The organism is Tessaracoccus pujii (genome assembly GCF_054483895.1).
Window position 1 is genome coordinate 1395073 of the sequence record NZ_CM137012.1, and the last position, 15405, is coordinate 1410477.

13 protein-coding genes are annotated in these 15405 nt (G+C 71.7%); 1 reads left to right on the plus strand and 12 read right to left on the minus strand.

Going from position 1 to position 15405, the window contains the following annotated elements; translation table 11 throughout:
- Nucleotides 1–79: 79 nt before the first annotated feature.
- The 12 genes from ACX1D0_RS06840 to mraZ all read right to left on the minus strand — a co-directional run bounded on the left by ACX1D0_RS06840 (nt 80) and on the right by mraZ (nt 14257).
- The gene (locus ACX1D0_RS06840; RefSeq protein ID WP_459020124.1) at nt 80–808 is read right to left on the minus strand and encodes a cell division protein FtsQ/DivIB; all 729 of its coding nucleotides are present in this window, start codon (nt 806–808) and stop codon (nt 80–82) included.
- Entirely contained in the window at nt 805–2256 is a 1452-nt protein-coding gene (gene murC / locus ACX1D0_RS06845) for a UDP-N-acetylmuramate--L-alanine ligase (RefSeq protein WP_459020410.1), read from the minus strand. Before murC ends, ACX1D0_RS06840 begins: the two co-directional genes overlap by 4 nt.
- Entirely contained in the window at nt 2253–3350 is a 1098-nt protein-coding gene (gene murG / locus ACX1D0_RS06850) for an undecaprenyldiphospho-muramoylpentapeptide beta-N-acetylglucosaminyltransferase (protein WP_459020125.1), read from the minus strand. Before murG ends, murC begins: the two co-directional genes overlap by 4 nt.
- Before the next feature lies 1 nt (nt 3351).
- On the minus strand, nt 3352–4587 hold the full coding sequence (gene ftsW / locus ACX1D0_RS06855; RefSeq protein ID WP_459020126.1) for a putative lipid II flippase FtsW: 1236 nt from the start codon (nt 4585–4587) through the stop codon (nt 3352–3354).
- A 12-nt stretch (nt 4588–4599) separates the two neighbouring features.
- The gene (gene murD / locus ACX1D0_RS06860) at nt 4600–6069 is read right to left on the minus strand and encodes a UDP-N-acetylmuramoyl-L-alanine--D-glutamate ligase (protein ID WP_459020127.1); all 1470 of its coding nucleotides are present in this window, start codon (nt 6067–6069) and stop codon (nt 4600–4602) included.
- Nucleotides 6051–7121, minus strand: a complete 1071-nt coding sequence (mraY, locus tag ACX1D0_RS06865) for a phospho-N-acetylmuramoyl-pentapeptide-transferase (RefSeq protein ID WP_459020128.1) — start codon at nt 7119–7121, stop codon at nt 6051–6053. The genes murD and mraY overlap by 19 nt, the downstream gene beginning before the upstream one ends.
- Nucleotides 7118–8557: a UDP-N-acetylmuramoyl-tripeptide--D-alanyl-D-alanine ligase gene (locus ACX1D0_RS06870; protein ID WP_459020129.1), complete on the minus strand. Its 1440-nt coding sequence runs from the start codon at nt 8555–8557 to the stop codon at nt 7118–7120. The genes mraY and ACX1D0_RS06870 overlap by 4 nt, the downstream gene beginning before the upstream one ends.
- Complete coding sequence (locus ACX1D0_RS06875; protein WP_459020130.1) at nt 8535–10094, minus strand: UDP-N-acetylmuramoyl-L-alanyl-D-glutamate--2,6-diaminopimelate ligase; 1560 nt, start codon at nt 10092–10094, stop codon at nt 8535–8537. The genes ACX1D0_RS06870 and ACX1D0_RS06875 overlap by 23 nt, the downstream gene beginning before the upstream one ends.
- Nucleotides 10094–12217: a peptidoglycan D,D-transpeptidase FtsI family protein gene (locus ACX1D0_RS06880; RefSeq protein WP_459020131.1), complete on the minus strand. Its 2124-nt coding sequence runs from the start codon at nt 12215–12217 to the stop codon at nt 10094–10096. The genes ACX1D0_RS06875 and ACX1D0_RS06880 overlap by 1 nt, the downstream gene beginning before the upstream one ends.
- A 2-nt stretch (nt 12218–12219) precedes the next feature.
- Nucleotides 12220–12729, minus strand: coding sequence for a cell division protein FtsL (gene ftsL, locus ACX1D0_RS06885; protein WP_459020132.1), 510 nt, complete (start codon nt 12727–12729; stop codon nt 12220–12222).
- Nucleotides 12726–13688: a 16S rRNA (cytosine(1402)-N(4))-methyltransferase RsmH gene (rsmH, locus tag ACX1D0_RS06890; protein WP_459020134.1), complete on the minus strand. Its 963-nt coding sequence runs from the start codon at nt 13686–13688 to the stop codon at nt 12726–12728. The genes ftsL and rsmH overlap by 4 nt, the downstream gene beginning before the upstream one ends.
- A gap of 134 nt (nt 13689–13822) precedes the next feature.
- Nucleotides 13823–14257, minus strand: coding sequence for a division/cell wall cluster transcriptional repressor MraZ (gene mraZ, locus ACX1D0_RS06895; RefSeq protein WP_459020135.1), 435 nt, complete (start codon nt 14255–14257; stop codon nt 13823–13825).
- A 168-nt stretch (nt 14258–14425) separates the two neighbouring features.
- Here mraZ and ACX1D0_RS06900 point away from each other — a divergent pair, with 168 nt between their 5' ends.
- Nucleotides 14426–15391 (plus strand): AAA family ATPase, encoded by a 966-nt coding sequence (locus ACX1D0_RS06900; protein WP_459020136.1) that lies wholly within the window; start codon nt 14426–14428, stop codon nt 15389–15391.
- Nucleotides 15392–15405: the final 14 nt, after the last annotated feature.

Here is a 15405-nt window from a genome sequence, read left to right on the forward strand (position 1 = left end):
GATCAGCGCGCGCTGACGGCAGCCGATGACCGGGTGGGCTGAGCGCAGGAGCCGCGCCGCACCTCAGCCGCGGATGGGCCTACCGGGTGGTGGGGTGGCGGGGGGCCGAGACGTCGTAGACCTTCGCGTCGACGGAGCTGACCAGCGCCGAGGCCACCTCGGACTTCAGCTCCGACTCCTCCGCGCTCCCCCACACCAGCGTGCGGCCCCCGTCGAGGGTGAGGGTGATCCGGTCGACCGCCTCGGCGGTCATCCGCACCACCTCCGGCCGCAGCTCGTCGGGCACGCGGCCGGCGACGACGGCCACGTCGCGCAGCAGCCGCTCGTCGGTGCTGCTGCTGGTCACCTGGATGGCAGCCCCGTGCGGCTCCGCAGTGCGGTGGAAGGGCACGCCCTCTGCGTCCACCCAGTCCCATTGACCGTCGCGCTGGCGCTGGAACGCGACCTCCCGCTCAGTGACCACGACCGCGACGGTGTCCGGCGCCCGCCGCGACACCCGCGCCTCGCGTACCGGCGCCAACGCCCGCACCCGCTCGGTGATGGCGGCCACGTCCTGACGCATCAACGGGATGCCCATCTCGACGGCCGCCGCGGCCGCGACCTCCTCCGTCGTGAGCAGCACCGTGCCCTCGACGACGACCGCGCGCGTCTCGAACACCGGGGAGAAGTACGCCAACCAGCCCCCCAGCAGGAGGAGCACGACGGCTCCGATGAGGGAGCCGCGCAGGATCCACCGGCGGCGCCGGTCGGAGAGCCGCTTGTGCTGCAGCGCCTTCGCGAACTCGCCCGGTGGGAGCGCCTCCGTCACGACACCTGTGCGTCGGGGCGCTGCTTGAGCAGGTCCGCCAGCAGCGGGCCGACGATGGTCACATCGCCGCAGCCCAGCGTGATGACCAGGTCGCCCGGGCGGGCGAGCTCGTTGAGGGCCGCCGGCAGGTCGTACTTCTCCTTGACGTAGTGCACGTCCTGGGCGCCGTGCCTGAGCGCGGCGTCCACCACGAGCTGCCCGGTGACGCCCGGCACCGGGTCCTCGCGGGCACCGTCGACGTCGTTGATCACCGCGACGTCCGCCAGGGTCATCACCTCGCCGAACTCGTCGGCGAAGTCCACCGTGCGGCTGTACAGGTGCGGCTGGAAACAGGCGATGAGCCGGCCCGGCAGGCCCGTGGCCTCGTTGCCGGCCGCGGTGGCACGCCGGGCGGCGGTCAGCGCTGCGCGGATCTCGGTGGGGTGGTGCGCGTAGTCGTCGTAGACCCGCACGCCCGCGGTGTGCGTGATCAGCTGGAAGCGGCGCAGCGTGCCCTCGAACCGGCCGAGGGCGTCCACCGCCTCCTGGTGTGTGAGGCCGAGCACGCGGCCGACGGCGTATGCGGCCGACGCGTTGGCGAGGTTGTGGTTGCCGGGGACCTGCAACACGATGCGGCCTGAGTCCTCACCGTAGGTGAGCGTGGCCGCGACCCCGTTGCCGTGCGCCTCCACGTCGGTGATCCGCACGTCGGCGTCCTCCGCCTCGCCGTAGCGGATGATGTGCTTGGCCTCGCCGACGAGGTCGTGGGCGAGCGCGCGGGAGCCGTGGTCGTCGACGTTGATGATGACGTGCTTGACGTGCGGCCGGGTGGCGTAGGCGCGGAACCCGTCGGCGTAGGCCTCCGGCGTGCCCCAGTTGATGAGGTGGTCCGCCTCGACGTTGGTGATCACCGCGATCTCGGTGGGGTACTGCAGGAACGACGCGTCCGACTCGTCGGCCTCGACGACGAACGCCGGCCCGGAGCCGACGGCGGAGCTGGCGCCGGTGGTGGACAGCGGGGCGCCGATGACGTAGCTGGGGTCCCGGCCCGCCTCACTCAGCATGACGGCGGTCATGGCGGTGGTGGTGCTCTTGCCGTGGGTGCCGGCGACGGAGACCGCCCGCCTGCCCTGCATGAGGGCGGCGAGCGCGGCGGAGCGGTGCCAGATCCGCAGACCGCGGCGGCGGGCCTCGATGAGCTCCACGTTGTCCGCGCGGATGGCCGACGAGATGACGACGGTGCGGGCGTCGCCGACCTGCGACGCCTCGTGACCCACGTAGGTGGTGATGCCGGCGCGCGCGAGGCTGCGCAGCGCCGTCGAGTCCGAGCGGTCCGAGCCGGAGGTCTTGATGCCCAGCTCGGCGTAGAGCCGGGCGATGCCGCTCATGCCGGATCCGCCGGCGGCGATGAAGTGGACGGGCCCGACCTGATCGGCGGGGAGGACCTCAATGGGATTGAGGAGCATCAGTGGGAACCCTTTCGATGTGCGGCCACCTCGAGGACGGCCTCTGCGAGCACGTCGGCGGCGTTGGACGGGTACATCCCGCGACACGCCTCCGACATTGCGGACAGCCGCCCGGGGTCTCCGAACGTGTCCAGCACCAGCTGGGTCAGTCTAGCCGCGGTCATCTCCCCGTCCGGCACCAGGAAGCCCGCACCCGCGGCCACCAGCTCCGCGGCGTTGCGCGCCTGCTCGCCGTTGCCGTAGGGCAGCGGGACGAAGATCACGGGGAGCCCGGAGACGGCCGTCTCCATCACCGTGCCCGCTCCGGCCCGGCCCAGCATGAGGTCCGCGGCGGCGTAGGCCACGGCCATGTCGGAGACGAACGCCACCGGGACGTACCTCGCGCCCAGGGGGTGCGTCACGACGACGTGGGACTCCGTCATGTTCTTGGGGCCCAGCACGTGCAGGATCTGGATGCCTGCGGCGAGCAGCTCGTCGCGGGCCTCCTCGACGGCGAGGTTGATGCTGCGCGCGCCCTGCGAACCGCCGCTGACCAGCAGCGTGGGCAGGTCTGCGCTGAGCCCGAAGGACTCCCGGGCCTCGGAGGGGGTGACGGTGGGATCCGTGATGGAGCGGCGCATCGGCATGCCCACCAGCCGGGCACCGGGCATCGTCGTCTCCTTGAACGTGGTGGCGACGAAGCGGGCGAAGCGGGCGCCGATCCGGTTCGAGATGCCGGGCAGCTTGTTGGCCTCGTGCACCACCACCGGCACGCCGGACAGCCTGGCGGCGAGATAGGCCGGGATGGACACGTAGCCGCCGAAGCCCACCAGCACGTCGGCCCTGGCGTCGGTGAGGATCCGCCGGGCCTGGCGGACGGACCGCGTCAGCGTGAGGGGCAGCCTGGCCAGCTCGAGGTTGACGGTGCGCGGCAGCGGCACCGGCTCGATGAGGCGCAGCTCGAGGCCCGCCTCCGGGATGACGCGGGTCTCCAGCCCCTTGGCGGTGCCGATGCACACGATGTCCGCGTCCGCGCGCTCCTGGATGGCCTTGGCGGTGGCGATGAGCGGCGAGGTATGGCCGGCGGTGCCTCCGCCGGCCAGCACGATGCTGGGCATGTCAGTCCTCCCTGGTGGCGGCCATGACGCTGGTCATCCGCGGCCGTGACTTCTTGGGTCTGGAGGCGAGGAACACCCGCGCCTCGGGGGTGTCCTTCGCCAACGCCAGCAGGACCCCCACGGCCATGAGGCTCGACAGCAGCGCCGATCCGCCGTAGGAGACGAAGGGCAGCGGCACTCCGAGGACGGGCAGCAGGTGGAGGACGACGAAGATGTTGATCACGGCCTGCACCAGGAACCAGCCCGTGATGCCGGCGGCCACCACCTTGTTGAACATGGCCTCGGAGCGGATGGCCACCTCCAGACCGGCCCACCCGAGGAGCGCGAACAGCACGATGACCAGCAGCACGCCGAACAGGCCGAGCTCCTCGCCGATCACCGCGAAGATGTAATCGGTGTGGGCGCCGGTCTTGAGCCCGCCCCACTTCTGCTTGCTCGCACCCAGCCCCAGCCCCCACCAGCCGCCGGAGGCCAACGCGTAGAGCGCGGCCATGGGCTGCGAGGACAGGTCCGTGTTGGAGTCCGGGTTGAGGAAGATGCTGATGCGGTCCATCCGGTTGCCGGAGCCGTACACCAGGAGCCCCACCAGCACCAGCGCGGAGGCGCCCAGCGGGACCAGCACGCGCATCGAGGTGCCGACGAAGAACAGCACCAGGACCAGGATCACGCCGACGATGAGGCCGGTGCCGAGGTCCTTGCCGGCCAGGACGAGCGCGAGGATCAGCCCGCCCAGCGGGATCAGGGGGATGGCGAGCTGGCCCGGCTCGTGCAGCCGTCCGCGTTTGATGTGGAACACGGCTCCGCACCACACCACCAGGGCCAGCTTGGCGAACTCCGAGGGCTGGAACTGGAGGCTCCCGATGGCCAGCCAGTTGCGGTTGCCGTTGACGCTGACGCCCATCGGCGTCACCACGAGGATCAGCAGCACCACCGCGAGCCCCCACGCCGGCCAGCCCAGCCGTCGGAGATGCTCGGGCCTGAGCCTGCTCAGCACCAGCGCCGCCGCCACGCCGCCCACCAGGAAGCCCATCTGCCTGACGGTGAAGTAGTACGGGCCGTCCTCGGTGGCCTGCGCCAGGACCGAGGACGCGGACAGCACCATCAGCGAGCCCAGGCCCACCAGAACGGTGACGCTCGCCACGATGAAGTAGTAGGGCGCCATCGGGGAGGCGGCCAGCGTCTTGACCTGGGACCAGACGGTGATCGGCCGCGCCGGGGAAGCTGCGTCGGACGCCATCGGGTTTCCTCCTTATCCGGCTAGGTACCGCTGCACCGCCTCGGCGAACTTCTCGCCTCTGGCTGAATAGCTGTCGAACATGTCCAGGCTGGCGCATCCCGGGGAGAGCAGCACCGTGTCCCCCGGACGCGCCAAGGCACCCGCCAGGGCAACCACCTCGTCCATCACCCCAGTCTCAGTGCTGTCCAACACGTGGACGGGGACCTCGGGCGCGTGTCGGGCAAGCGCGTCGGCGATGAGCCGACGATCCACGCCGATGATCACCGCACCGCGCAGCTTGGCCCGGTGGTGCCGGATGAGGTCGTCGAACGTGGTGCCCTTCGCCTGGCCGCCCGCGATCCACACGAACGAATCGAAGGCCTGCATGGCCGAGTTGGCCGCGTGCGGGTTCGTGGCCTTGGAGTCGTCGACCCATCGCACTCCCCCGTCGTCGGCCACCTGCTGGATCCGGTGGCCGGCCAGCCGCAGCCGCTTGAGTCCACCGGCCACCGACGACGCCTTGACCCCGTAGCTGCGCGCCAGCGCCGCCGCCGCCAGCGCGTTGGCCACGTTGTGCGGTGCGTAGGGCTGGACGTCGGCCACCTTCGCCAGCTCCATGGCCGAATCGCGACGCTGTTCGACGAAGGCGCGGTCCACGATGAGGTCGTCGACGATGCCGAGCATGGAGACGGCCGGCGTGCCGAGCGTGAAACCGACGGCACGGGCTCCCTCCACGACGTCGGCCTCCTCCACCATGGTCTCGGTCATCGGCTCGGCCACGTTGTAGACGCAGGTGTGCGTGACGCCGTGGTAGATCTTCGCCTTGTCCGCCGCGTAGCGGGCCATGGGGTCGCCGTCGCCCTCGTACCACTCGAGGTGGTCCGGGTGGAGGTTGAGGACCGCGGCCGAGTGAAGGTTGACGTTGTTCATCCAGTGCAACTGGAAGCTGGACAGCTCTACGGCGAACACGTCGTAGTCCACGTCGTCGAGGATCGCCTCGATGATGGGGCGGCCGATGTTGCCGACGGCGGCGGCCTTCCTGCCGTCGGCGATGAGCATGGATTCGAGCATCTGGGTGGTGGTGGTCTTGCCGTTGGTGCCGGTGACCGCCAGCCACGGGATGGCGCGGTCCGGCTGCATCATGCGCCAGGCCAGTTCGGTCTCGCCCCAGATGGGGACGCCCTCCGCGACGGCCTGACGCAGCAGCGGCGCGCTGGGGCGCCAGCCCGGCGAGGTGACCACCAGATCCGTGCCGGGAGGCAGGTGCGCGGTGGATCCCGGGCCGAGCAGCACCGTCGCGTCGAGGTGCTGCAGCAGGGTGGCCTTGTCCGCGTGGGCCTCCGACTCGTCGAGGACCACCACCCGGGCGCCGAGCGAGATGAGGCCGTCGGCGGCGGCGAAGCCGGACACGCCGAGGCCCGCGACGACCACCTGCGCCGACGGCCAGTCCGAGAGACGCGTGGCGTCGTTGATCCAGTCCACGGTCACTGACCCACCACCCATTCGGCGTAGAAGACGCCCACGCCCAGCGCCACGCAGAGGCCGCCGATGATCCAGAACCTGATCACGACCGTCACCTCGTCCCAGCCCAGGAGCTCGAAGTGGTGATGGATGGGCGACATCTTGAAGATGCGCTTGCCCTTGGTGGCCTTGAAGTAGCCCACCTGCAGCACGACGGAGCCCACCTCGATGACGAACAGGAGGCCGAGGATGACCAGCAGCAGTTCGGTGCGGGTCATCATCGACAGGCCGGCCAGGGTGGCGCCGATGGCCATCGAGCCGGTGTCGCCCATGAAGATCTTGGCCGGCTTGGCGTTCCACCAGAGGAAGCCGAAGCAGGCGCCGGCGAAGGCGATGGCGACCACCGCGAGGTCGTGCGGGTCGCGCACCTCGTAGCAGCGGGGCCCGGCGGTGGAGGTGCGTGCGCACCACTGGTTGAACTGCCAGATGTTGATGATGGCGTAGGCCGCGAACACGAGTGTCGCGCTGCCGGCGGCCAGGCCGTCGAGGCCGTCGGTGAGGTTGACGGCGTTGGACCAGGCCATGATGAGGAAGATGATGAACACCACCGCAAGCACCAGGGGCAGCGTCAGCCAGGGGAGGTCGCGCAGGAAGCTCACGGCAGGTGAGGCGGGGGTCAGGCCGCGGTCGTCGGGGAAGTTGAGGGCGAGCAGCGCGAAGGTGCCGCCGATGGCGAACTGCCCGATCAGCTTCCCGCGCGCGGTCAGCCCGAGGCTGCGCTCCTGCGAGATCTTGGCCCAGTCGTCGAGGAAGCCGAGGAACCCCATGCCGACGGCGAGCCCGACCAGCAGGACGCCCGACAGGCTGGGCGCCTGCCACCTGACCAGGTGGGAGAGGAAGTAGGCCAGCACGGCCGAACCGATGATGACGAGCCCGCCCATGGTGGGCGTGCCGCGCTTGACGTAGTGCGCCGTCGGTCCGTCCTCACGGATGAACTGGCCGTACTGGCGGCGGGTGAGGAACTTGATGAGCAGCGGGGTGCCCACCATGGCGAACAGCAGGGACAAGGCCCCTGCCGTCAGGATGTTGATCACTGGTCGCCTCCGTTTCCGTCCGCGAGCTCCGCCGCGACCGTTTCCAATCCGACGCCGCGGGAGCCCTTGATGAGCACCACGTCGCCGGGTGCCAGGGTAAGGGAAGCGGCCACCGAATCCCGATCCGAGACGCGCGCGGACAGCCCTTCGGCGGCCGCGCCGGCCACCACGTGCTCGGCCAGTCCCCCCACCGCGACGACCTCGGCGACGCCGAGATCTGCCGCGAGCCGGCCCACCTCCTCGTGCAGCGCCGGAGCCATCGGGCCCAGCTCCAGCATGTCGCCCAGCACGGCGACGACGCGGGCCTCCGGATGCTCGGTGCGGGTGCCCTGGCCCAGCTCGACGGCGGTGCGCAGTGCCACCGCCATGGAATCGGGGTTGGCGTTGTAGGCGTCGTTGAGGATGAGGACCCCGTCGGCGCGCGGGTGCAGCTCCATCCGCCAGCTGGACCGGGGGGCCGCGCCCGAAAGGGCGGAGGCGATGAGGCCGAGGTCCAGCCCGGCGGCCACGGCGGCCGCGGCGGCCGCGAGCGAGTTGCCCACCTGGTGGCGCCCGATCACGGTGAGCGTCACGCGGGCGGTGCGCTCGCCCTCGCCGTCGTCGACCACGAGGTCGAAGGCGGCCTGGCTGAGGGCGTTGAGCGTGACGTTGCGGGCCGTGACCCGCAGCCCGCCGTCGGGCAGGTCGCCCTCGCCGAACCACGCGATGCGGGCCCGGGTGCGCCCGCGCATCGCCGCGACCGCCGGGTCGTCGGCGTTGAGCACGGCCCAGCCGTCCTCGGCGAGGCCCGCGACGATCTCGGACTTCGCCCGAGCCGTGGCCTCCACGCCACCGAACTCGCCGACGTGGGCGCGGCCCACGTTGAGGCACATGCCGATGTCCAGGCCGACCAGAGAGGTGAGCCACGCGATGTGGCCGACGCCCCGCGCGCCCATCTCGGAGACGAGATAGGCGGTGTCGTCGCCCACCCGGCAGGCGGTGAGCGGTACGCCGACCTCGTTGTTCTGTGAGCCTGCGGGGGCGACGGTGGGGCCGGCGGCCTCGAACACCTGCGCCAGGAGGTCCTTGGTGCTGGTCTTGCCGGAGCTGCCCGTCACGCCGATGCTGATCATGCCGCGGGCCCGGGCCTCGCGCACGATGCCGCGGGCCAGCCAGCTGAGGGCCGCCACGGAGTCCTCGGCCAGGATGTGCGGCACAGGCGCTGCCGTGAGGGCCTGGCCGATGACGGCGGCGGCGCCCGCCTCCACTGCGGCTGGGGCGTAGGCGTGGCCGTCGACCCGCTCGCCGGGAATGGCGACGAACAGGGCGCCGGGCGTGGCGGCCCGGTTGTCGATGACGACGTCCGGGCCCACCACGGCGTCGGCCGGGTCGCCGAAGAGTTCGACGGGTGCCGGCTGCATCAGCTCGACGAGTTCATTCAGTGTGCGCGGCCGCATCGGACGCCCCTTCCTCGGTCAGGCGGCGCCACGCTCGCGTCGCCTCCTCGACGTCATCGAAGTCGACGACGCGGTCCCCCAGGATCTGCCCGCGCTCGTGTCCCTTGCCGAGGATGGCCACCACCGTACCGGCGTCGGCCCCCCGGAGCGCGCTCTCGATCGCGGCGCGCCGCCCGGGCACCTCCCGGACCTCCGCCCCGGCCCGGCGGGACGCCTGGGCCCCGGCGAGGGTCTGGGCGCGGATGGCGGCGGGGTCCTCGGTGCGCGGGTTGTCGTCGGTGATGATGGTGAGGTCGCTCCCGCGGGCGGCCGCGGCCCCCATCTCGGGGCGCTTGTCCGGGTCCCGGTCCCCGCCGCAGCCCAGCACGGTGACGACGCGGCCGAGGCCGGCCAGGGCGTCGACGGCGGCTCCCACGGCCTGGGGGGTGTGCGCGAAGTCCACCACCACCAGGGGGGCGTCGTCGCCGAGGTCGACGCGCTGCATGCGTCCGGGGACCTGCGCGTGCCTCAGTCCGGTGAGGGCCGCCTCCGGGGGGACGCCCACCACCTCGAGCATCGCGAAGGCCACGGCGGCGTCGATCATGTTGTACTCGCCGGGCAGCGTCAGCTCCAATGCCAGCGGCTCCCCTGCCCGCGTCAGGGTGGCGCGACCGCCCAGCGGGGCGACGGCGCCGTAGCCGGTGAGGACGTAGTCGGCGTCCGGGGTGGTGCCGACGGTGACCAGCCGGCTGCGACCGTGCGTGGCCACGCGGTGGGCGATCTCGCGGCCCCTGGGATCGTCGATCCACACCACGCTCGCCGCGGCGCGGCCGGGGGCGAAGAGGCGGGCCTTGGCCTCGAAGTAGTCGTCGAGGTCGCGGTGGAAGTCCAGGTGGTCGCGGCCGAGGTTGAGGAATCCCACCACGTCGAAGGCCATGCCGTCGACGCGGCCCAGGGCGAGCGCGTGCGAGCTGACCTCCAGGGCCACGGCCCGGGCCCCGCGCTGCTGCATGAGCGCCAGGAGGGCCTGCAGGTCCGGGGACTCCGGCGTGGTCACCGTGCTGCGGGTGGTGCGCAGCTCCTCGGCGCCCAGCCTGAATCCGATGGTGCCGATGGTGCCCGCGAGCCGTCCGTCTGCGGCCAGCCCGGCCTGCAGCAGCGCCACCGTGGTGGTCTTGCCGTTGGTGCCGGTGACGCCGAGCATGGTCATGGCGCGGGCGGGCTCGCCGTAGAACCGGGCCGCCACCACGGCCGCCGCGTGGCGGGCGTCGTCGGCCAGGAGCACGGGCACGCCCAGCTCGGGGAGGAGGGCGCGGCCGGCCGCGTCCGTGAGGATGGCGGTGGCACCTGCCTCGACGGCGGTCTGCGCGAAGGACGCGCCGTGGCTACGGGTGCCGGGCAGGGCGACGTAGAGCCAGCCGGGCTCGACGGCCCTCGAGTCCAGCGTGACGCCCGCCACGGCCACGCCGGCCTGCGCATCGCCCAGCAGCGCCAACCCGTCGGCCAGCACCGCGAGCGGCGCGGGGGGCGGGGGCGCGGGGCGAAGCGGCGTGTCCATCAGCTGAACGTTAGCGGGATCTCAGGTGCGGGGGTCGTCGAGGGCGCCACGTTGTAGCGGGGCAGCGCGAGCTCCAGGATGTCGTTGACCGCCGGCAGCGCCAGCCGGCTGCCCAGGTTGCCGTTGGTGGGCTGGTCCAGCACCACGTAGACGAGGATCTGCGGATCCTCCGCGGGGGCCACGCCGACGAAGCTGGCGGTGTAGCCGTTGTAGCACTTGCAGGACGAGTCGAAGCGCTGGGCGGTGCCGGACTTGCCCGCGGTGCGGTAGCCGGGGATGGCGCGGTTCTCGTTGAGCCCGATCACGGCCTCCATCATCGTCAGCGTGGCGTCCGCGGCCTCCTCGGAGACGACGCGGCGGGTGGCGGGCTCCGGCAGCTCGACGGCCGTGCCGTCGGCCCGTTTGGCGGACTTCACGATGGTGGGTGCCACGTAGACGCCGCCGTTGGCGACGGTGTTGATGGCGGCCGCCATCTGGATGGCGTTGACCGACAGGGCCTGGCCGAAGGAGATCTGGTCGCGGGTGTAGTCCGCCATGTCCGCTCCGGGCAGGCTGCCGGGCGTCTCACCGGGGAGGCCGACGCCGGAATTCGAGCCCAGACCGAAATTGGTGAGGTAATCGGCGAGGGTGTCCTTCTCCATCTGCCGGGTCAGCAGGATGGTGCCGATGTTGGAGGACTGCGCCACCACCCCGGCGGCGGTGAGCTGGATGTCGCCGTGCTCGAAGGAGTCGCGCACGTACCCGGCGCCTGAGGCGATCCGCCCCGGAACCTTGACCTTGGTGCTGGGCGTGACCAGCCCCTGGTCCGCCAGGGCCGCCATGGTGAGCACCTTCTCCACCGACCCGGGCTCGTAGGCCTCCGTGACGGAGCGGTTGCCGAGGTCCTCGTTGTCGGCGCCGGCGGGGTTGGCGGAATCGTAGCCGGGCCAGTTGGCGAGGGAGAGGACCTCGCCGGTCTTGACGTTCATCACGACGGCCTTGCCGGTGGAGGCCCCCGCCTGCCGCACGTACTCGGCCAGGATCTGCTCGGTCATCCAGTTGAGGTCCGAGTCGATCGTCAGCTCGTAGGAGTCGCCGTCGACGGCCGGGGTCATGATGTTGGTGCCCAGCGGGATCCGGCCGTAGGTCGACCAGTCGAAGACCATCGCGCCGGCCGTGCCGTCGAGATTCTCGTTGAGGGCGTACTCGAGACCGGCGGCGCCCGCCCCGTCGCTGTTGACGAAGCCGACGATGTTGGCGGCGACGGAGCGGTTGGGGTAGACGCGGATGGGGTCCGGGTCGCCGAAGACGCCCTTCCAGGGGCGCGTCCCGTCCCCGCCCAGGCCGAGCTTCATGTCGGCCTGGATGGCCGTGTAGAGAGCGGCCGAGACCTTGCGCTCGACGATCTCGTAGCGGGAGTCCGGGGTGGCGATGAGGTCCAGGTAGGTGGACTTCTTTCCCCCGAGGTGCTTGACGAGGATGTCGGCGACGGCGTCCGGGGCGGCGGCGGCCTCCTCCTGCTTCTTCTCGCTCATGGCGTAGCGCTTGTCGGCCCCGTTGGTGCGGATCATGTCCGGGTCGATGGACACGATCATCGCGGGCTCGGTGGCGGCCATCACGACGCCGTTGCGGTCGGTGATGGTGCCGCGCGTGGCGGGCAGCTCGCGCGTGGACTGCATCTGCGCGGCGGCCTCAGCGGCGAACGCCTGGGCGTCGATGCCCTGGAGCTGGACGGCGCGGACGCCGGCGATGGACAGCAGGACCCCGAGGGTGACCATGAACACGCGGATCCGCACGCTGGTGCGCCCCACGGGCAGCCGCATCGTCTTGCGGTAGCGGCGCGCGGCGGGGGTGGCCGTGGGTGCCTTCGGGCGGGCGGGGCGCTTCGCGGCCGGTTTCGCGGCCGGGCGGGGGGCGGACTTCGATCCGCGGCCCGACGCGGTGCGGGCCGCGGCGGCGCGGTCGGCGGAGGTTCGGGCGGAGCCCTTGGCCCTGCCGGAGCCGGCGGCCTTGCCGGAGCCGGCGACCTTACCGGAGCCCGCGGACCTGCCGGAGCCCGCGGACCTGCCGGAGCCCGCGGACTTCCCGGAGCCGGTGCCGCGGGGGTCCTTGGCGGGACGAGGGGGCGGGGTACGGTCCGACACTGCTATGCCCCCGTCGTTCCGGCGGCGACGAGGTCGTCGGGCAGCTGGGGTGACGGGGCGACCGGCCTCGGCGTGGTGACGGTGGCCGACGCCGGCGGCGCCTCCGACCGGCGGCCGCGCAGGAAGGGCAGCTCGTCACCGGTCACGGGCGTGGGCACCCCGGTGACCGTCCCGTCGGCGAGGTGGATGAAGGCCGGGTACGGGTTGGGCACCATCCCGAGCTGCGAGGCGCGCAGCGCCAGCGCGTTGGCACTGGAGACCTTCTGCAGCTGGGAGGTCAGCGCGGCCTGGGTGTAGCCGAGCTCGGTGGATTCGCGGCGCAGCGCGGCGAGCTCGCGGGACTGGGCGCCCACCGACGTGGTGACCACCATCACCGCGCCGAGACCCGCCGCGACGAGCAGGAGCACGATGACGGCGAACCCCAGGGTGGACACGGCGGCCCCGGGCACCCTGACCACGCGCAGGCGTGGGGTGACGGTGGTGTCTGCGGCGGTGATCGGCTGGGCGCTCATGCGGTGGCCTCCCTGATGCGAACTGCGGCCCGGAGCCGTGCGGAGGCGGCCCGGGGGTTGGTGGCGGTCTCATGCGGGCTGGGCCGTTCGGCACCGCGGGTGAGCAGCGACAGCTCGGCCTTGAGGTTCTCGGGGACGATGGGGAGGTCCCGGGGGGCGCGGTCCGCGGACCTGGCCGCGAGGGTGCGCTTGACCAGCCGGTCCTCGAGCGAGTGGTAGGCGAGGACTGCGATCCGGCCACCCAGCGCCAGGGCGTCGACGGCGGCCGGCATCACGCCCTCCAGCGCCGCGAGCTCGCGGTTCACCTCGATCCGCAGGGCCTGGAACGTGCGCTTGGCGGGGTGGCCGCCGGTGTGGCGGGCAGCTGCCGGGATGGCGCCGGAGATGACCTCGACCAGCCGCCCCGAGCGCGTGAACGGCTCACGCGCACGCTCCGCGACGACGGCGCGGGCGATCCGGTCCGCGAACCGCTCCTCGCCGTACCACTTCAGGATCCGGGCAAGCTCCCCCGCGGAATACGTGTTGAGCACGTCCGCGGCCGTGGCGCCCTCCGTCGGGTCCATCCGCATGTCCAGCGGCGCATCGATGCGGTAGGCGAAGCCGCGGTCCGGGCGGTCGATCTGCAGCGACGACAGGCCGAGATCCAGCAGGATGGCGTCCACCGACGTGAGCCCGAGGTCCTCGAGCACGTCCGGCAGTTCGTCGTAGACCGCGTGCACCAGCGTGGCGCGCTCGGCGAGGGGACCGAGGCGTTCACGGGCGACGGCGTGGGCGTCGGGATCCCTGTCGATGCCGACGAGGCGGGCCTCGGGGCACGCCTCGAGCACGGCGATGGCGTGGCCGGCGAGGCCGAGGGTGCCGTCGACGTACACGGCGCCCGGGTGCTGCAGGGCCGGGCGCAGGAGCTCGACGATGCGGTCACGCATGACCGGATCATGAACGTCGGCGTAGCCCTGCATGTGTCTCGACCCTTGTCCTGTTGATTCGTGCGTGTTCGTCGTCTCGCGCCCCACCCGGAGGTTCCCTTCCGGAGTGGACCTGACCTCGGGGAAGTGAGGTCAGGGCCGCCGGCCGGGAGCCACCGGGTGGGCCGTCACAACCGTTGGAAGGTGGTGAGCTCGTCGTCCATCTCGGAGAAGTTCTCCTCGCTGGCCTGGGAGTACTTCTGCCAGGTCTCGGCGTCCCAGATCTCGGCGCGGTTCATCGCACCGATCACCACGACGTCTCGATCCAGGCCGGCGTAGTCGCGCAGGATCTGGGGAATGGTCACCCGCCCTTGCCGGTCCGGAACTTCGAAGCTGGCGCCCGCGGTCATCATGCGCTGGTAATCGCGGACCTGCTTCACGGTGCTCGGGGCGGACATGGCCTCGGCCATCAGCGCCTCGAACGTGTCCTTGGGGTAGACGGCCAACGCCCGCTCCTGCGTGCGGGTGACGACCAGTCCTGCCTCCAGTGCGTCGCGGAATCGCGCGGGGAGAATGAGGCGCCCCTTGTCGTCCAGCTTGGGTGTGTACGTCCCCAGAAACATGACCGAGCACCTCCTTTCGCTCCACTTTCCATCCACTTCACTCCATTTCGCCCCACCGTACCCCACTTCCCTCCACCAGCACACCACTTTTCGGCGTGTTGGCTGCGCATTGCGGCGCTCAACTACGCTGGAACTCGCCGTCCCGACCCGTCAGCCCAAGGAGTCCCGGTGAACCAACCCGCCACCCCCTCGCTCGCCGAGGTGTCCGAGCTCGCCCGCCGGATCGCTGAGGAGATGGGACGGGTCATCGAGGGCAAGCCGCATCAGATCCGGATGGCTGTGGCCGTGCTGCTGGCGGAAGGGCACCTGCTCATCGAGGACGTGCCGGGGGTCGGGAAGACGGTGCTGGCGAAATCGCTGGGCCGCGCCATCTCGGGCAACGTCAAGCGGATCCAGTTCACGCCGGACCTGTTGCCCAGCGACGTGACGGGCGTGTCGGTGTTCAACCAGTCGACGCGGGAGTTCGAGTTCAAGCCCGGCGGCATCTTCGCCCACATCGTGCTGGGCGACGAGATCAACCGCGCGTCTCCCAAGACACAGTCCGCGCTGCTCGAGGCCATGGCCGAGGGACAGGTGTCGGCGGACGGCCACACCTACCACCTGAGCGAGCCGTTCATGGTGATCGCCACCCAGAACCCCATCGAGATGGAGGGCACCTATCCCCTCCCCGAGGCGCAGCGGGACCGCTTCATGGCGAGGATCACCATGGGCTACCCGGCGCGGCAGGCCGAGGTGGCGATGCTCACGCACAACGCCGGCGGCGACCAGCTGGCGAGCATCTCGCCGGTCACGGACGCCGACGCCATCGCCGCCGCCATCCGCACGATCCGGACGGTCTACGTGGCGCCCGTGATCAACGACTACATCGTGGCCATCGTCGAGGGCACCCGGCACCACCCCGACCTGCGGTTGGGGGCCAGCCCCCGCGCGTCGCTGCACCTGATGCGGGCGTCCCGCGTCGAGGCGGCGCTGGCCGGCCGGGACTATGTGATCCCGGAGGACGTGCACACCCTGGCGGTGTCCGTGCTGGCGCACCGCGTGCTGCCCACCGTCGAGGCGCTGGTGTCGCGGCGTGACCCGGAGGGCATCGTCGCCGCCATCGTTGACGCCACCGCCGCGCCGAACAGGGGCTGACACGTTGCCGAAAC